The 17465-nt window shown below is 46.8% G+C and carries 17 protein-coding genes; 15 read left to right on the forward strand and 2 right to left on the reverse strand.

The annotated features are described in order from the left end of the window. Nucleotides 1-498: 498 nt before the first annotated feature. The 13 genes from ADN01_RS02040 (at nt 499) to dnaN (ending at nt 9307) form a co-directional block, all read left to right on the forward strand. Nucleotides 499-957, forward strand: a complete 459-nt coding sequence (locus ADN01_RS02040; RefSeq protein ID WP_147239117.1) for a hypothetical protein — start codon at nt 499-501, stop codon at nt 955-957. 16 nt (nt 958-973) lie between these two features. Further along, the gene (locus tag ADN01_RS19555; RefSeq protein ID WP_160318360.1) at nt 974-1126 is read left to right on the forward strand and encodes a Flp family type IVb pilin; all 153 of its coding nucleotides are present in this window, start codon (nt 974-976) and stop codon (nt 1124-1126) included. An 80-nt stretch (nt 1127-1206) separates the two neighbouring features. After that, nucleotides 1207-1617, forward strand: a complete 411-nt coding sequence (locus ADN01_RS02045; protein ID WP_062419278.1) for a TadE/TadG family type IV pilus assembly protein — start codon at nt 1207-1209, stop codon at nt 1615-1617. Then, nucleotides 1583-2053 carry a pilus assembly protein TadG-related protein gene (locus ADN01_RS02050; RefSeq protein ID WP_147239118.1) on the forward strand — a complete coding sequence of 157 codons (471 nt, stop codon included), beginning with the start codon at nt 1583-1585 and terminating at the stop codon, nt 2051-2053. The genes ADN01_RS02045 and ADN01_RS02050 overlap by 35 nt, the downstream gene beginning before the upstream one ends. Nucleotides 2054-2251: 198 nt before the next feature. Continuing rightward, nucleotides 2252-2776, forward strand: a complete 525-nt coding sequence (locus ADN01_RS02055; RefSeq protein ID WP_062419279.1) for a hypothetical protein — start codon at nt 2252-2254, stop codon at nt 2774-2776. 579 nt (nt 2777-3355) lie between these two features. Then, nucleotides 3356-4453 (forward strand): Rad52/Rad22 family DNA repair protein, encoded by a 1098-nt coding sequence (locus ADN01_RS02060; protein WP_062419280.1) that lies wholly within the window; start codon nt 3356-3358, stop codon nt 4451-4453. 32 nt (nt 4454-4485) lie between these two features. Then, nucleotides 4486-4905, forward strand: coding sequence for a single-stranded DNA-binding protein (locus ADN01_RS02065; RefSeq protein WP_062280944.1), 420 nt, complete (start codon nt 4486-4488; stop codon nt 4903-4905). 94 nt (nt 4906-4999) lie between these two features. Continuing rightward, the gene (locus ADN01_RS19060) at nt 5000-5344 is read left to right on the forward strand and encodes a hypothetical protein (protein WP_160318361.1); all 345 of its coding nucleotides are present in this window, start codon (nt 5000-5002) and stop codon (nt 5342-5344) included. Beyond that, nucleotides 5319-5891: a hypothetical protein gene (locus ADN01_RS19065; RefSeq protein WP_147239120.1), complete on the forward strand. Its 573-nt coding sequence runs from the start codon at nt 5319-5321 to the stop codon at nt 5889-5891. The genes ADN01_RS19060 and ADN01_RS19065 overlap by 26 nt, the downstream gene beginning before the upstream one ends. 98 nt (nt 5892-5989) lie before the next feature. Then, the gene (radC, locus tag ADN01_RS02075) at nt 5990-6709 is read left to right on the forward strand and encodes a RadC family protein (protein WP_062419282.1); all 720 of its coding nucleotides are present in this window, start codon (nt 5990-5992) and stop codon (nt 6707-6709) included. A 16-nt stretch (nt 6710-6725) separates the two neighbouring features. Continuing rightward, a complete protein-coding gene (locus ADN01_RS02080; RefSeq protein ID WP_062419283.1) occupies nt 6726-7160 on the forward strand; it encodes a hypothetical protein in 435 nt (144 codons plus the stop codon). A gap of 460 nt (nt 7161-7620) precedes the next feature. Continuing rightward, nucleotides 7621-8151 (forward strand): hypothetical protein, encoded by a 531-nt coding sequence (locus tag ADN01_RS19070; RefSeq protein WP_062419284.1) that lies wholly within the window; start codon nt 7621-7623, stop codon nt 8149-8151. Between the two features lie 19 nt (nt 8152-8170). Next, nucleotides 8171-9307 carry a DNA polymerase III subunit beta gene (gene dnaN / locus ADN01_RS02090; RefSeq protein WP_062419285.1) on the forward strand — a complete coding sequence of 379 codons (1137 nt, stop codon included), beginning with the start codon at nt 8171-8173 and terminating at the stop codon, nt 9305-9307. Between the two features lie 62 nt (nt 9308-9369). On the opposite strand, the gene ADN01_RS19075 is transcribed toward dnaN, so the two are convergent. Then, nucleotides 9370-10443: a PGN_0703 family putative restriction endonuclease gene (locus ADN01_RS19075; protein WP_147239121.1), complete on the reverse strand. Its 1074-nt coding sequence runs from the start codon at nt 10441-10443 to the stop codon at nt 9370-9372. Between the two features lie 171 nt (nt 10444-10614). On the opposite strand from ADN01_RS19075, the gene ADN01_RS02100 reads away from it, so the two are divergent. Then, entirely contained in the window at nt 10615-11682 is a 1068-nt protein-coding gene (locus ADN01_RS02100) for a hypothetical protein (protein WP_062419286.1), read from the forward strand. A gap of 110 nt (nt 11683-11792) precedes the next feature. After that, nucleotides 11793-15149 (forward strand): DUF6094 domain-containing protein, encoded by a 3357-nt coding sequence (locus ADN01_RS02105; protein WP_062419287.1) that lies wholly within the window; start codon nt 11793-11795, stop codon nt 15147-15149. Between the two features lie 70 nt (nt 15150-15219). On the opposite strand, the gene ADN01_RS19080 is transcribed toward ADN01_RS02105, so the two are convergent. Next, nucleotides 15220-17397: a hypothetical protein gene (locus ADN01_RS19080; RefSeq protein ID WP_147239122.1), complete on the reverse strand. Its 2178-nt coding sequence runs from the start codon at nt 17395-17397 to the stop codon at nt 15220-15222. Nucleotides 17398-17465 lie beyond the last annotated feature (68 nt).

The following is a 17465-nucleotide window of genomic DNA, read 5'->3' on the forward strand; positions in this document are numbered from 1 at the left end:
ATCCCTGAAAATGAAAAATGTTGGGGTGGAGGATTTTCAAAATGATTTAATATCTATCTACGCATTATACTAACCAAAGAATAGAAAGTTGTTTTCAGTAATTTTGCCCTTCTGTTCTTTACGCGTGAGCATTCCTTTATAAGTTGATATTTACACAAACTGAGGTGTAGAGAGACCTATCGGAAATGTTTGAAATCGCATATTTCAGGCGGGTGTATATTGACAGCAATACATGGAAATGACATCCATTAATTTCTCACAAAAATATAGTTGGGGTGGTTCTGGTATCTTCCTAAACTTTCTATGGCCATCTTGGATAACGCTTTTTCAGCAATATAATTATTAATAGACAATCTTTGATTAATCGTTGGCTGGACAGAACCTTCTGGGCGCAGAAGTGAGTCCAGCTTTAATTTTTAAGCACTTGCACTGATGCAGAATGGATAGGAGCGCCTTCTGATCGCTACTTTCGCCGTTTTAACCCTGTTTTTTGCCTGTATGGTCTACGATCTCCGCAACCACCAGGTCCCCACACCATTAACCGTTGGCGGGATGGTTGGTGCAGGTTTGTATGCCCTTTTCAACGGCTTATGGGCTCCAGTATTGTTGATGATTGCATTGACACACGTATCAGATTTCAACCCCCGAGAAAAACGTCTGGCATTCGCCCTCACGTTGTCCGTATTTTCTGCAATTTTTCAACCTTCAGCGGCGTTGATTTGCCTTCTTATCCTTGTCGTGTGGGTACTTTGGGAATTTGGTGTTTTGGGAGGTGCGGATGTCAAGTTGATCATTACTGCTGCCCTGGTTCTTGGAAATCCAATTTTTCTGATCCCGATAACAGTTGTCGGTGGAGTGCAGGGCGTAATCGCGAGCCTTCAGAAAAAGAGGGAAATTCCTTTTGTCGTATCAATTTTTTGTGGGACATTGTTGTTCGTTCTCTATCCATATTTCTAAAGAAGGAAGGAGGTGATTGGCATTGCGTTTCCTAAATGATAACCGGGGAATTGAGTCGACTGAGGTCGCATTGATCATTGCAGTGGTTGTTCTGGTGGCTTATGGTGCATATCGGTTGCTGGGTCAAAATATCGCTGCCATCGTGACTGATATTGCTGGAAAAATATAGTCAAATCAATGGTCTGCCAGCAATGCTCCCTTCGGGGATGTTCCATAAACTGGCAGATCAATTATTCCTCAAGGAGGATTATGAGGTTTATTAAAGACACTCGTGGGATGGAATTGCTTGAGGCTGCAATTACAACTCCAATTGCGATCATGGTAATGTTGGCGATTGTTAACCTGGGGATGTTAGTCTATGCCCAACAGGCAGTGCAAGCCGCTGCCAGGCATGGTGCGCGCATGGGAAGTGTGGCGCAGCAATGTCCAGCCTGTTATGCCATGAGTGGAGCAAGAGACGCAATCGCCCAGGCAGGGATTCTGGAAAATACTTCGGTCAGTGTCTTGGCTCCTGGAGGAAGTGCCGGCAGCATTTTAAAGATTCAAGTCAGCGGCAGTGTACCCAACTTTATGGCTCCTCTGACCAGCCTGTTTCCAGGTTTGCCAGGGCAGACGTTTACTGTCCGTGCTGATTCAACATTTCGGCAAGAAGGCTGGTAATATGCTGTGGCGAGATCGACGTGGCTATTCAATGACTTTCTGGGCGGTATTCATTGGGTTGGTGATGATACCTGCCCTGGCATTGGCTATTGAACTCGGACGGTATTTTTATGCCATTTCAGAAGTGGCAAAAGCAGCGGATGCAGCAGCAGTTGCCGCTTCCGCTGAGATCAATCAGCAAGTTTTTCAAGATACCGGAAGTCTTGTCCCTACTTCAAGAACCTGGGGGAACGCTCAGGCTTATGTGACGTCAAATACAGCCAGCTTATCCGCTAAGGGGGTACATGCCTTTGTTACAGGGATTCAGGTCAGTGGGGGAGACAACACTGTACGGGTTTCTGTATCCGCAGATTTATCTATCCTGTTTCCATCAGTAGTTCCCAAGGTGCTTGTCACTCAAACCGGGGTGGCTAAACTACGTGTCTTCACACATTGATCGATTTTTACCCATAAAGGAGCGTGGCATTATTGAAAAGAAATAGACCATCTAGGATAAGCACCTTGTAATTGATATACTCTGATTGATAACTCAATATTCCTTAATCAATCGTTGGCCGGACAAAACCCACTGGGATCTGTCCGGCATTTTCTTTTTAACCCTAGATGACGAAGGTTTCATAAACACGGAGGTCAGATGATAAACGATGTAGTTCTAGAAGGAATCGTGGTACGAGATCCATGGAAATTTATGGATGACCTGTTCTTCAGGTTGGTGATCTATAGAGACAGTGATCTGCCTGCCAAGAAATTGGATCCGGAACGTGATGCAGGTGATTACATCAACGTCCGGGTAAATGGTGGAGCTAATGGGCTGATCCACATCCGACGCGGCATGCGATTGCGAGTGCATGGTTTCCTCCAGTCCCGAGATTTCCGCGAAAGCTTGGAGGAGTTTATCAACAAGGCGCGGAAATCCAAGAATTGTACTGACCTGACGGTGGATATCAAATCATGCGATTTGAAACAAAACCAGGTATTCATTGACCGAAACGTGGTAGAGGCAGTCGCCAGGCGCATTATTGTGTTGGATGCTGCCGCACCGAACGAGAAAAAAGCCAGATCAATTGAGAGAGTTACGACTGGCAAGCACCCTGAAGCGGAAAACGATTCACGTGAGATGGAATCTACTTCTGGAGAAATTGACACAACTGCTGAATAACTCATCCTATCAATAAACCGAAGGTGAGCATGGTTAATTATCTTTTTTGATTACCTGCAAAAGACCTAAGCGTGTACAAAAGATAGATGGATGGGTTCAGACCTGAAGTGAATTCTTGATACTTCAGGGTACGTGGAGGATCACAAGATGACGTCCGAATCCCTTGCATAAAGCAAGCTGGATTTCGAGAACTGTCATCGTAAGCTCCCATTGGTATTGGGAGCGAGTGATCCTCCTTTTTGTTTCCGGAAGTCCCCGGATAGTGGGCTTGCACTTTAACAAACAACCTTTTCCTCCCAGGAGGCGTCATGGCGTGCTGAGAAGCAGAAAGGTTCATATTACAAGGAGAAAACAATACTGTATGGGTGGGATGAGTCATTCATCCCACCCATATATTCTCACATCCATAGGGCTGCAAATGTCAGCGATGAAGAAAAAGTCTTCACCATTGTCGTTTTCTGCCCTGTGTTTGTTCACGGGTAGTAAATAACGTCGGAACACTCCTGGTGCTTAGCCATGAGTTGATCTTTCGAATCGACCTTTTGTTAATCAACGTCGGATATTTCCACAAGGAGGATTATGCAAAAAACACAAGACCTTACCCAAGCACAAGTTGAACGTACTGAACGTGCACAATCTGCGATTCTCGCTGGCAAGTTCCAGGTCACCCGAACCAATCCCCACCAATGGACGGTCAAAAATGGCGACAAGCTACCGTATGTAGTCTCGTTGAGACCATCTCAAGGTGATTCTGAAGAGGTCAATTGGGCGTGTACCTGTATGGACTATCAGCAGCGGGGACCTCAGATTCTCTGCAAACACATTGAAGGTGTCCGCCTTTTAGAAGCGGCGCAACCACAAATTCACATAATTCAAGAAAAGGAGAGTCAAATGAATGAAACCATCCCTTCAAATGATGGGAACCTGAGCGACCGGCTGAGCCGCATCCTCTGGGAACTTCGCCAGCCATTGGACATGTCTCGCGTCAAACGCCGCCAAGCGCCAGGTATGGGATCCGTCCCATATCTGGAAGGATACGACGTTATTGATCGAGCCAACAGTATCTTCGGATTTACCTGGTCATTTGACTTGATTGGTGATCCGGTCATCGTGCGTTGGCAAAAAAAGGTGCTGATCTGGAATCAACATGAAAAACGCAAGGTTCCTGCCCTGGATGCCAATGGGAATGTTCAGACCGAGGAAGTCGGTTTAGTGTATATCACTGGCAAAGTATCTGTCGATCTGGACGGAAAAACATACAGTCACGCCGATCTTGGTCGTTGTGTCTTCACTGGTGATACACCCGAAGCTCTTGATATGGCCTTGGCAGGTTCAGCCACAGACTGTCTGAAGCGCTGCTTCCGCCAGTTGGGTGAACAGTTCGGCAATCTGCTGTATGACAAGGAAATTGCTCAAAACGCAGGTATTGATCAAAACCGATCCAATGGCACCTCATCTACGGCAATTCCAACTTCGAAAGCAAATTCAATGCCTCCCACCACCTCTATCGTACGCAAGTATGGGGATGGTGTCTCCGTGAATGGCAATGTCTCCGAACAAGAGGCATTTGACCAATTCAAAGAGAAATCCGGGAGAGTTCCTGCTTCAAAGGATGAATTGCGTAATTGGCTAGCCAGTCAACGCGCCACTCCGACGCCTGCATCCGTTGCAGCGTAAAAACCATATACCAAAGAGAAAGGAAAAACACAATGTACCAAACGATTATCCTCATCGGAAATTTGGGAAAAGATCCCGAAATGCGCTTTACCCCTGGCGGACAACCGGTGACTACCTTATCGGTAGCCACGAATCGCCGTTACAACGGTCAGAATGGACAGCCAGTCAAAGAAACAACCTGGTTTCGTGTCACTGTGTGGGGAAAACAAGCAGAGTCCTGCAATGAATTCCTACACAAGGGAAGCAAGGTGTTAGTGGAAGGACGTCTAACCCCCGATCCTGAAACTGGTGGGCCACATATCTGGGAAAACAACGGAAAGGTTGGCGCTTCATTCGAAGTAACCGCCTCTACCGTACGTTTTCTTTCTGGACGTGAAGACCAGGAGGAAGCAGAACCCGCGGTAAATACTCAGGTTCCGCCAAACTTAGACCCAAGCGAAATTCCATTTTAGCCAGAGTCAAAACGCACCGGTGAATCACAACGAAGGACATGCCATTCAGGGCATGTCCTTTCTCATTCCTATTGAAAGAACACAGGAGGAACACATGGTAAAAGCGGAAATCACAATCGGTACATGTTATGGAGATGCGGTCATTCCCGTTGAGGTAGTGGGAAAAGGCCCGAGACCTGGAACAGTATGGGTACGCGCGCTCAATGGACTGGAACCATTTACCAAGAACAGTCACGGTGGCCCTTATCAGGACAGCACTACGGTGGTTCATATCCCTCACTTGAGGGATGTCCGTGTTGAGAATGATCCTGAAGAAGCACCAATCTGTGAAACGATTGAACTAGGAGAACTAGAAATCCAAATCTCTCCGCAGGATCACTTGCTTCCAGCGGATTGGTTTCTGGAGAGTGCTTATGAAGACCGAACTTGCTCCGAGTAGAACCGCAGGTACGGTTAGAAGCAGTCAGGGGATCCCAAAAGCGCATGCCAGTGCAATGATCCGGGAAGACTTTATGGTGTTCACGCCATCCGTTTCCATCCAGGGATATCAATACCTGGTTGATTTTGGTTCGGGCAGTGTACATCGTTTTCACAGGGTCAATAAAAACAAGGAGTGCTCTTGTGGTGCAGCTTATTGCGAAGCGATTGATGCTGTTCGTTTTTATCTTCAAGCTGGTGGTGCACGAGCGCCTGATCCAGAAGGGATGCCACCTTGTCCTATCTGTGGCAACAAGACTTTCCGCGATCGAAATTGGGATGGCAAGTACACCAAGGAATTGGGGTGGCGCTGCACAAAAGGCGGCCTGCGTCATTTCCTGGATGCAAAAGCTGAAAGGATAAAAAAGAACCTTGCAGAAAACCCCTGGCTCATACCTCCCGCACCTGGATACCCTGGTGTGCGGCGCGATGAATTGATGACCTGGGAAGAATGCGAAGCTATCAGCCGCAAGGTATTTCTTGAAACCGGATACGATCCGACCGCCTAAGGACATAACCCTATCGGAGGGGACACCACCCACCTGCCCCTTCGGGCACCCGAAGCGGGTCCAGGGGTGGTCTGTCCCCTCAATAACAGGAGACAGACATGAACAACCTACAACCCTACCTTATAGAAAGTGCACACCCTCAAACTTACAACTTCCCCCGGCTCAAGCACCTGCCCGTTCGTGAGCAGCCGGCTTTCCGGGTAAGTAAGGACTCAGATGCCTGCAGTCTGGCTGAATTGCTGGCAGTCATCATTGGTGGTTCAAATCAAATTGAGTCTGCTGAACAACTGCTGGCACAATTTGGCACGATCCAGAAAATTGCCCAGGCACATGTGAATGAGATTGCTAAAGTGCCGGGCATAAGCAATTTGACTGCACTGCGGCTCAAAGCGGCTTTAGCACTTGGACGTAAGCTTCTTCAACCAGAAGATGAACGCCCAACAATTCATTCACCTGGAGATGCTGCTCAAATCTTGATGCCGATGCTGGCGCATCGTGAACAAGAATTCATGGTCGTGATGCCGCTTGACACACGCAACCGCATGTTGGATGTGATTGAGATATATCACGGCTCACTTAATTCCTCGATGGTGCGGGTTGGCGAGTTATTCAAACCGGCACTGCAGCGGAACGCAGCAGCAATCTTGATCGCACATAACCATCCCAGCACAGATCCCACACCCAGTCCCGAAGATGTCAGCGTGACTCGTGCCATTGTCCAAGCCGGCAAACTTTTGGATGTGTCAGTCCTGGACCATTTGGTCATTGGATTATCACGATGGGTGTCCCTGAAGGAAAAAGGGTTGGGATTTTCATAATCCACAGGAGATAAAAATGGATCAACTACCTACACTACAACAACTTGAATACCTTGAATCTGGTTTCGAGGTGTCCAAAATTCTGGCGCATGCTGGGTTTTCAATGGAAAAGCCGGCGTTTTCAATCACATGGGGACAAATTGCCGAAGAGATCGCTCATACCCTGGCCGATCACGGTCTTCCTCCAGATCGGTTGGAAGAAGATTTTTTGATAGACCTGGCACAAGGAGCCCAGAAAGTTCTTCAGAACGATGATGTGCTTTTCTGGCGCAGTTCTATCCGGTCTTTTACAACGGATAACCCAACCGTCACAGCCTTCATAACATCGAATTTAGACAAAGATGACGAAGGTCCTCTCACGGAGCAATACGAAAACGCAATCTGTTTGGGGGATGATGAGGCTTACTGGCCAGATGGTGGTGCTTCTGCAGATTTATTTGACGAATTCTAGGCACTATGAGACACGCAGGGGTTGAACCCCTGCGTGTCGATCAACGTTGGCGCAAATGTATGGATCAACCTTCAGCTAGTTGGTCTGTAGATAGCTTTAACGTTGGTTTATGTAGATGTGTAACGTTGGATTATTTCACCAAAGGAGGAAGAATTGGAGGTTTTGTGCGAAACACAAAAAGATGTGAATTGGGAACTGGTTCAAGTAGAAATTGCCCTAATAGATGAATGCTCCAAGAAGTCTTTGGAAGATTTCATCTTGGGCAAGTTTGATGAAGAGTATCTGGGTGACAACCCGCCCGAATCAGATTGGATTGATTGGTTTCCTCCTCCGTCACGCATGACAGAAGAGGAACTAGACGTGCTCACTGATTGGGTTGAGATTGAAGCGGAAAAGCATGATCTTTTTCCGGACCCGGATACTTATCCACTCGAAGACTATTTTCTAACAAAGGAGATATATGGAAAAACAGATGACCCAACTCAAAATCCCTGTTCCGCCTGCGCCACTTCTAGAACAGGCAGTGGGTTACCGAAATTATCGGGGTGCCCATTATCTTGCCCTCTGGTGGGAACCTCGCGGAGATGAGGTCATGGTTTCAGATGGTCTGGTGACCTTTACTGGTCTCTGGCCAGGTTACCTGGCTTATGTGCGACATAAAATGGTTCATCCTCACCTGACAGATTTCAACCTGGGTTCTTCAGAATGTCCTGCAGACTATCACTTGATCATCGATCTTGTTGATCGGCAGGCTTTCGTTGCGTCATGCAAAGTAGCAGATCGCTTTCAAGCAACCCAATGGAAACAAGGAGTAAAGCAGGAAAAGCCTCTCTCCCTTTCATCAGAAGAAATGGAGAGATGGGTCGAGGAATTGGAGCAACAGCTATTGCACTTCCCTAGCATGGATGAACTCATGTCGCAAATTGCAGAAGACGAGAAGCTCGTTGCTGCGCTTGAACACTGGTTGGACGATCAAACGCCCAGTATATAAACCAACAAGGAGATACAGAATGACATGCAACGTGACTGTTCAAAAGAATACTTTTTCTGAAAGCCTGGCAATTGTTGGGCGAGCGGTAGGTTCTCACTCCCATCTACCGATCTTATCGAACATTTTGCTAAGTAAAGATGATGACCAGCTTCGTCTTTCGGCTACCGACTTGACCGTGGGTGTCACGGTTTGGATGGATGCCTATTTGGACGGTGACCTGGGTTTGACCTTACCTGCCAAAACACTGACCGATGTGATTAACAGTCTATCAGATCCCGAGGTTGTTTTTTCGGTTAATGGGAAACCGGAAGCTTCACTGAAGTGCGGAACCTATAAAGGGATCGTCAAGGGAATTGATGCATCCGAGTTTCCAGCCATCCCGGAGTACCCTATCACCAATGGGGTTTCAATGGACGCAAGTATGTTCAAAGAGATGATCCAAAAGGTTGCGTTCGCTGCCTCCATGGATGATACCCGACCTGTTCTGACTGGAGTCTTGATGAGCATGGATGGAAAGACCGTATCCATGGTCGGAACGGATGGATTCCGTCTCGCTATTAGTAAAGCGATCCTTCCAGAACCGTTCGCCAAGAAGCAATTAATCATACCGGCTGCTGCATTGAAAGAGGTGGTGCGAATCCTGAACGCGACAAAAACAGCCAGAATCACTTTTGTTTTACCTCCGAATGGTAGCCAGGTAGTGTTCCGTTGTGAAAACGTGCAGATGGTCTCACAATTGATCGAAGGGAAATTCCCCGATTACCAGGCGATTCTACCCAAAGGGCACAAGACCAGAGCAGTCCTTGACGCGGGTGACCTGCTCAAAGCCTGTAAACAGGCCAGCATCATTGCTCGCGAAGGGAGCAATGTGGTGCGCTGTCACCTTCAACCCGGAGCTGATCAAACAGGGAAGGTCAAACTATTGGCCGAATCCGATGAGACCGGCGCCAGTGAGATAGAACTTGATGCCACGGTTGAAGGACAGGAATTGGAGATCGCATTCAATGTGAAATTCTTGCAAGATGGGTTGGAAGCCATCACTACCAAAAATGTGACCATTGAGGCGAATGCCCACAACACACCAGCGGTACTCCATTCAACAGGAGATGAGGAGAATTTATACGTTTTAATGCCCATGCATATCGATGGAAGGTAGATAATCACGGGGAAGCATTGGGCTTCCCCGTAAACCTTTCCGATGAAACTCCGGATTCTTGGTTAGAAATAATAGAGTTCTTGATACCAGCGTACCCATTCAGATAAAGCTGGCTCATTTATCTCTTTGGCTCGGTTTATTAATTTTTCCGATGAAAACGCAAAGAACCGGTCGTTGTATCCAATCAATTTTTGAAATTCATTGATGGATGGCCGTAAGGAATCATTTCGAGGATGATATACCACCGAAAAATACACTTTCTTGTAGGGCCACTTGGGTGAAGGCGATATTTCAAGGCTTGTGGCAAGCAGTTGATTCCGCCACAACTGATTCATACCACCTTTGAATGGGCATTCGTCATATTCTCTAATACGGTTGGCAGTAAACGGTGAAGAATCTTGCACCGTAATATCCCAATAACGAAATTTACACTTGCTGTGGTAATAACAAAGATTTTTATTATCCAGGATTGCGGATGCTGGTGCGCAGGCATGAGAGGGAGTACGTCCAAGGCTTTTAAAACCTCCGCAAGTTGTAAACTCCACTTCCGTCAGTTTATGTTCAATCATCCATAGGTTGAGATTGCCCTCATGATCATAGTATGCAATGGCAATATCTGCGTCGGTTCCGCTCACATTTGTATGGTCATTAAGCACATTGTCCGGTTCGTCCCAAAACTCTATCCGAAATCCTCTGTCTAGATGATCCGTCGCAATTGACTTGAGGTCTGTTTTTACCCCACCTAGAACCTTGGCAGCGACCAGCGGATCCTCGAGGAGAGGCAAGAACAAATTAGCGCATGCAGCCTGAGAACTCGCCATATGTCCAAGAAACTTATGGGACTTGAAGGGGAATCGTTGTTGATGATCCAGGAAACGTTCCTTTATTGGGCGATACAGCGGATAACCCTGTGATTTCAATTCGTCTGGTAGCAAAGCATCATAAGGAGAGTTCTTGAAAAATCCCGATTCTTGAGTCAGATGAGCCCATTTCCAATTTATCAAGTGAATGTACATTTGTAACTGAAAATCGGTAAGTTCATTGGGGAGCCGATATTTTTTCCCATCGATTTCATAAATTTTCATAATAAAGTCCGGCTTTCGTTTTTGTAGCGGATATAAAAAGGCCTTCTTCATTTTACATGCGAATGGACAGGGCATGAAACCTGGTTGCTGAAACAATATTCAAGTTTCAGGCACCTGGTTTGATGTTCTGTTATGCAGTGCATACAGAAACGCAAGAACGTTGGCTATTTTTACAATTCAACGTTGGTTATTCAATCCATATCTAATCCAAAGGAGGATCACATGAATGTATACGAAGACAAATACCTGCGCGAAAAAGTGAACCGAATTATTGCCAGGCAGAAGGAGGGCAAGATCATCATCGCTGCTTATAAGGATGGTTGTGGCTTACCTGCGAGAGAAGACCTTGGGCAGGAACTGACACGGGCAGCTTACCCATACGATTATGCAGTTGGTAAAGCCGGCTTCCTTAAGTACGATTCGGAACTCGGAGCTTACCTATTTACTGCAAAATTGGGTGAGAAACTACCCCAAGTGTTAGCTAACTACCGAATTCTTACTCTAGGTGAAGCAATCCTCGATGTAAAGTACAGGAGTATCCGTATTCAATGCGGCGAAACCAGCGTTACCTTCACCGGAGTACAACCCTGGAAAGGTCTGTACGAAGTTCTGAAAGAGGTCAACGAAGAACTGGCTCGAGTCAATTCTGGGATTGTTGTTTGGAAGATTGTTCCGAAGGAAAGCGGGGATTCCAAATCGGGTGATCGTCTATTTCCTGAAGCGGTACCAAAGCTTCGGAACGGGCAAGCAATGGCACATGCCACCGGCTATGCCTATGACACCGATCACAACCTGGCGTATATTGGCCTTGTAAGTTACAAGACCAGCCTGGAGTCACTACGAGTGACTCTTATGTGCGGGAAATCCCTACAAATGACTCAGGACGGCCTAAGCGATGTGTTACTGATTCCCACTGATAAGTATGAACAAGCCTGGCAAGCCATGCCTGAATACACCAGTCATCATGTCGGGTTCGTATCTCGGCTTGCGCTTCCTGGAAAATGGGAACCAGAAGACCTCAGTGCATATCTGCTTATTTTTCGAGGAACACCTGATCCAGGAAAGGAATTGATTCAACTTTTCGTTGAACGAATCAAAGAAGCTCTGGAGGTGCCGATCCTGGATGAATGGTCAGTAGTCCTTTGGAAACAAGCTCGCAGCCGTAAGTTGGTTCAAGATCTGACCACAGGTGGCGATTGTGTCCTTGGTGCCAGAATTGACCTGCAAGCTGACTGGAAAGACCTGTTATCTGAGTTATTAGCTCAGGAGGAAATCTCACTGACCATCTGATTGAACAAGTAAAACAACTCGCTACATCACCCCGGAGGGGGCGCTTTTCATCCCCTCAAGGGGTTGGACGCGTCTCCTGCGGGGATTTTATTTTCGTAAAGGAGTGAACAATGCGTCCACCAGCAATCGAAAGAATGGGGTACTACCCCACGGATGAACCGGTTGTCGAGATCATCCGCACTTACCTGAAACCGCCCAGCGAAAGAGGGCGGTTATTTGATCCCTGCGCAGGGGAAGGAAAAGCTGCTTCTTCCTTGGGTAACGCGCTCAATTGCGAAACCTGGGGGGTTGAACTCTCACCAGAACGAGCAGGGAAGGCTCAAAACGTGATGGATAAGGTTTTCCAGGCTCCCTGGCAAGCTTGTGTTCTGAGCGATGAAAGCATTTCCTGGCTCTATTTAAATCCTCCTTATGACTTTGACCGTTTTGAAGGTCAAAAACGATTGGAATGGGATTTTCTCAAGACGACCTCCTCCAAACTGATCCGTGGCGGGCTGCTGACCTATATCATCCCACAGAAAATCCTAGGAATGCTTGAAGTTGCTCGGCTGTTAGCCGGGCATTATGAAGCTATCACGATCTATCGGTTTCCGGATGGATTGTACGAGAAGTTTAAACAGGTAGTGGTGTTGGCATACAAGCGCAAGCTATACCAGCTACCCACAGACAAGGAGGTTCTTTCGCTCCAAAGCCTGGCATCAACTGAACTGGAACCTATCCATCCCGCTGTTGAACCGATCTATGAACTATTGCCTGCACCATTACGAGGTGCAAATGGCAAACCAGTTATGTTCAAGCGAACGGATTGGGAACCGGAAGAGGTGGTTGAAGCCACGAAGGAAGCAGGTGTCCACAAGACCAGTGATTGGCTTGACCTGATACACCCAACGCGTGGTCTGGCTCAACTCTCCCAACCGGTCATGCCCTTGAAGAAAGGTCATATCGCTATGCTCATGGCCTCTGGCATGATGGGCACAGTAAAGTTGACCGATGAAGAGGGTAAACCAATGCTAATTAAGGGACGGGTGATCAAGGTGGTCGAAAAGACTGAGCAGCCGGATGCCAAAGAAGCCGATACAGTCGTAGAAACCTACAAGGATCGTTTTGTTACTACGGTAGCTGTGTTGAAGCAGGATGGTATCCAGGTGATCCAGGATGTTAAGGGCCTTTCAGAGTTCATGAAAGTTCACGGCGAGAAGATCGCTGCGCACGTACTGGAAACCTATAAACCCATCTACAATCTGGACCCAACTGTAAATGAAATTGCAGTCCTCGATAGGCTTGGTACGCAACGAAAAGCCCTTCCCGGACAAGAGCGTGCTGGATTGCTTCCTGCCCAAAGACATGCGGCAGCGGCGTTGGCTCGTTCAATTCGTAAAAATGGCGTGGCAAACTGCCAGGCAGAAATGGGGACTGGGAAAACGACAATATCGACTGGTGTGATCGAGCTGCTGAATGCTTATCCTGCAATCGTGCTTTGTCCTCCCCACCTTGTACCCAAATGGATCCGCGAAATTGAGGAGGTGATCCCAGGAGCGTATGCACGAGAAATCCGTCGCATCGGTCGGAATAGTGACGAAGCTTATGATGTGAACGAAGTCCGTGAATTCCTGGATCAATATAAGGCAGCTTATGACACTGCTCAAATGAAAGGAGGTCCAAAGTCCAAATGGGTGGCGGTGGTAGCACACACCTCTGCCAAGTTTGGGGCAGGATGGCAGCCAGCAGTTATCACCAGGAAAGCGAGAGACCCACTGACTGGAAAGATTGTGGATGCCTGTGCTTGTCCTGGTTGTGGTAAGGTCGTGATGGTCGAAAAGGACGGATTTGTGGTTCCGATAACTGACGCCTCTGAATTGGCAGAAAAACGCCAATTCTGTCACAATCGAATCCCTGGCTGGGAGTTGGATGCAGACGGGAGGACGAAACTTGATGCCAACGGTGACTCGGTATGGGGCACACGTCCATGTGGGACACCCTTGTTTGAGTTCAATGGGGCGAGGCGACATAGCATTTCGGAGTACATCACCAAACATGCGAAGGGCGCTTTCAAGCTTCTGATAGCCGATGAGGTCCATCAGTTCAAATCCAAGTCATCAGATCGGGGAGTCGCGTTCCATCAACTGGTAACAGCGGTGAAGTGGACGCTAACGCTCACCGGGACATTCTTTGGTGGCAAAAGCACCTCAATTTTCTGGTTGCTGCATCGCTTGAACCATGGTGTCCGTCGTGATTTTGCTTTCCATGACGAGAAGCGCTGGGCGCGGTTGTATGGAGTGCTTGAAACCACCCGAAGACGGAGGCGTAATGAAGATGCCGATGAAGATGGCGTGTACACTGGTAACCGGCGCTACCGTAACCAGGCCAAGGAACAGCCGGGTGTTAGCCCGGCCATTGTTAGCCGGTTATTGGATACCACCATATTCCTGAGCCTGAAGGATCTGAACCTGGCTCTGCCATCGTATAAAGAGGAAGTGGTTGCCCTGGATATGCTTGATGACCAGGGACAGCAGTATCACAGCATGGACAGCAGCTTGAAACAACTGGCTATCCAATCCAGTCGTTACTTATCCACCTGGCTTCAATGGACACTGGCGCGACCGAATTCTGCTTTTCGGGATGAGGTTGTGGTGGTCGATGAGGTAGATGACGGCGAGGGCAAAAGCGTGCGAAAAGTCCCGCTGATGGAGTTGCCGGCAATCAATCCGAATGGCCATAAATGGCTTCCGAAGGAGAACTGGCTGGCTGATTTCTGTAAGGTTGAAAAGCAGCAAGGGCGAAAAGTGCTGGTCTATGTTCGCCAGACTGGTACCCGCGACATTCAAGATCGGGTGATGATGCCGCTGCAAGCCAACGGACTGAGAGTCTCCATCCTGAGTGGGAATGTTGACCCACGCAAGCGTGAAGAATGGATCGCCAAACGTGTGAATACCATCGATGTTTTGATTTGTAACCCCCGGCTAGTGGAAACAGGTCTCGACCTGGTGCAATTCTCAACCGTGGTGTTCTTCGAGATCGAATATTCACTCTATACGTTGTGGCAAAGCGTGCGACGTGTATGGCGTTTGGGACAGACACAGCCGGTCAAAGCGATTTTCTCGGTGTACTCGTCAGCGATGGAAGCCACAGCGCTGGCCTTGATGGGAAAAAAGATGAAAGCCGCGCAGCTCGTTTATGGGGATGAGGTCGGAGGTGCGATTGTTCCGGAGGAAGAAGGCGACTTTCTCACTCAGCTTGCTCGTGATGTGCTGGAGGGTGTAAAGCTCTCTGACCTACAGACCTTGTTTGCTGATGACCTGCAGGTCAGCCACAATCCAATGGGCAGTTTGACGACCCCGAGTGCGGTGATTATTCCTGGTCCGAAAGTGATGACTTGGGATGATTGGGTGAGCCAGAAGACGGTGGTGGTCAGACGGACAAGGAGAAAGGAGGTAGTTCCGGAGGGTCAATTGGGATTCGGTATTTAGAAAAAAAGACCTTGAATGAAAGTTCAAGGTCTTTTTTGTTCATTCCAATCCAAGATCATGTTGAATGTCATTAATTCTGTTCAACCGCAGCTTTTTCAATAGCCGCATCAACAATTCGGAACCAATCTTCTTCGTCAAGAATTACTACTGGATAACCAAATTGTCCAGAAACAAACTGAAAATCTTCTCTCACTTCATCGTTGATTGTGTTGGGAATTGACACCCCAATAATATCTAGATCTACGCCTTGAATTGTTGCTAAATATGCAGAGTGACAATACTGTGTATAAAGTCCTTTGATTGAGGGTACCGACCTTCCAAGACCGCGAACTTTTGATCTCTCTCTGCTTTTTAGGTGGATCCCTATTCGTTTTTCTTCTCCAGTGTTTATCCATACATCTGGATATTGAATATCAGCTATCTCATGGCCATGATGAACGCCGTCAAACTCCTCATCAACAGCATATCCGAACAATCTGGAAAGACATAGATCATTACCTGTTTTTATCCTGGCCGTGGTTATTACTTCTCGCATGCAACCACTGCAAATTTCATTACTGGAGTGACGATTGTTTCGGGCGCACTTTTCTTTTATGCGCCAAAGTATCTGACTATATTGTTTTTTTCTTTCATCAGAAATATTCCGTTGGTGAATATGTGCCCTAGTTTGCCACATTTGGAATTCGGATAGATGATATTCGTTGATTGCCACTCTATTTCTTGGGAGCAATCTTAAAACATGTCCAATGATAATAAAACTACCATCGAATTGTTGATTCTCTATTACGCCTAAAAACCTGTGGATTGCTTTTAGAAGTTGTACCCCGGGAAGAATCCTGATATCTGCCGAAAATGTCAGCTCAATATTGGCTCCACAGTCGCAGGGGAACAACTCATTATCTTGATATTGATGCTCATTAGGATGGGTGGAGCATTGAAAAATGAGCTGGTGATCTACAACAATAGGGGTTAGAGGAGAATTACAAATTGAACAGCGAGCGATATTATCCCCGCAATTTTCACAGTGAATATTTAGTGCTGGAACAATGTCAAGGAAATGATATTGTTCAACCAGGTTCCTAACGAAAACAGGATCGAATTGAAATTCTGAACTACGTGACCTTCGAGCTCCAATTATCGCTTTTATCAATTCCTCGAAATAATACCGTTGTTGAATTTTTAGTTTTTTTCTACCAAGGGTTACAGGCACATGTCGATAGTACGCTATGAACCCATTCGGATTAATATCAGCCTCCCTATTTAGTTCCTGTTCTGTTTTCTGGATTAAGTTGATAGAGAGGGCTAATAGGGAATCTTTTCGTAAGTGTGTTGGCGTCCATATACGGCCGTATTGGCGTGATATTCCCATTCCACCTTGGACTAAATCGGGATGACTTGAATAAAAACCAAAAGTTTGCTGTCGGGAGGGATCATCGGAAAGAGATCGATAGGATCTTAGTTCTCCTAAAGAAGGATCTGAAATTGTGAGAGACTGGGCATCAAAATTACCGATTGGATCATCGTCAATTCGTGAAAAGGAGGCCGTCCTTGGATTTGCTCCTTCTGCTAAACGATCTAGCATTTCCTCGGAAAGATATGGAAGCTGCCAACCAATGTCTAACAATGTTCTACAATAATACAGAATTGGTTTAACCGCTTGGAAATCCGCACATAATAAAAGGGCATGCCTAAACTCTCTGCTATACCAGATAATTGCTTTTTCAAGACTGTAAATAACATTAACTTCTCCAAAGTCCTCCGACTCCGGATCAGAAACCACATATTCAATTTTCTTTTCATAAACGAGAGGAATCTCTTGAAATGGTATTTGTGTAACAAACTCTCTCGCAGGAGTAATGATGTAAACTGACCTTACTGTTCGATCCAAACCAAATCGAATCGCTGCCTCTTGCATCTGTTCTGCAAGTTCAGTAGTCGTCTCAAGAAGGTGCTGAAAATCTGGCCAGGAGTTAACCGACACCAGATAAAGTGTTGGGCTTGAAGATAATGGATAGTTCGCTTTTGTATCTTCAAGAGCATTATGTCCATTTTCTGTAGATTGTAGAACCTCCACTAATTGATTTTTTGAGAAATCATCAAGCCTACGCCTTAAGTCGGTTTCAGCCTGGATATTTAACATTTCTCGAATTTGGTCGCCAGGAATATTCCGGATGACTAATTCTATGATTTCTCGCTTTGGGACAGGGGTTCCACCAATGGGCATATTTTTCCCTTGCTTTGCTTCCATTAGCCATTCAATAGTATTGATTTGAGATGACTAACAGATTCATTTTCTCTTTCTTAGATATCCGTGAA

Origin of the sequence: Levilinea saccharolytica (genome assembly GCF_001306035.1) — a bacterium.
Classification (GTDB): Bacteria; Chloroflexota; Anaerolineae; order Anaerolineales; family Anaerolineaceae; genus Levilinea; species Levilinea saccharolytica.

Bases quoted from the DNA above. Each gene is read 5' to 3' on its own strand.
- ADN01_RS02040 (WP_147239117.1), top strand. From the start codon at position 499: ATGGTCTACGATCTCCGCAACCACCAGGTCCCCACACCATTAACCGTT.
- ADN01_RS02045 (WP_062419278.1), top strand. From the start codon at position 1,207: ATGAGGTTTATTAAAGACACTCGTGGGATGGAATTGCTTGAGGCTGCA.
- ADN01_RS02055 (WP_062419279.1), top strand. From the start codon at position 2,252: ATGATAAACGATGTAGTTCTAGAAGGAATCGTGGTACGAGATCCATGG.
- ADN01_RS02060 (WP_062419280.1), top strand. From the start codon at position 3,356: ATGCAAAAAACACAAGACCTTACCCAAGCACAAGTTGAACGTACTGAA.
- ADN01_RS02065 (WP_062280944.1), top strand. From the start codon at position 4,486: ATGTACCAAACGATTATCCTCATCGGAAATTTGGGAAAAGATCCCGAA.
- ADN01_RS19060 (WP_160318361.1), top strand. From the start codon at position 5,000: ATGGTAAAAGCGGAAATCACAATCGGTACATGTTATGGAGATGCGGTC.
- ADN01_RS19065 (WP_147239120.1), top strand. From the start codon at position 5,319: ATGAAGACCGAACTTGCTCCGAGTAGAACCGCAGGTACGGTTAGAAGC.
- radC (WP_062419282.1), top strand. From the start codon at position 5,990: ATGAACAACCTACAACCCTACCTTATAGAAAGTGCACACCCTCAAACT.
- ADN01_RS02080 (WP_062419283.1), top strand. From the start codon at position 6,726: ATGGATCAACTACCTACACTACAACAACTTGAATACCTTGAATCTGGT.
- ADN01_RS19070 (WP_062419284.1), top strand. From the start codon at position 7,621: ATGGAAAAACAGATGACCCAACTCAAAATCCCTGTTCCGCCTGCGCCA.
- dnaN (WP_062419285.1), top strand. From the start codon at position 8,171: ATGACATGCAACGTGACTGTTCAAAAGAATACTTTTTCTGAAAGCCTG.
- ADN01_RS19075 (WP_147239121.1), bottom strand. From the start codon at position 10,443: ATGAAGAAGGCCTTTTTATATCCGCTACAAAAACGAAAGCCGGACTTT.
- ADN01_RS02100 (WP_062419286.1), top strand. From the start codon at position 10,615: ATGAATGTATACGAAGACAAATACCTGCGCGAAAAAGTGAACCGAATT.
- ADN01_RS02105 (WP_062419287.1), top strand. From the start codon at position 11,793: ATGCGTCCACCAGCAATCGAAAGAATGGGGTACTACCCCACGGATGAA.
- ADN01_RS19080 (WP_147239122.1), bottom strand. From the start codon at position 17,397: ATGGAAGCAAAGCAAGGGAAAAATATGCCCATTGGTGGAACCCCTGTC.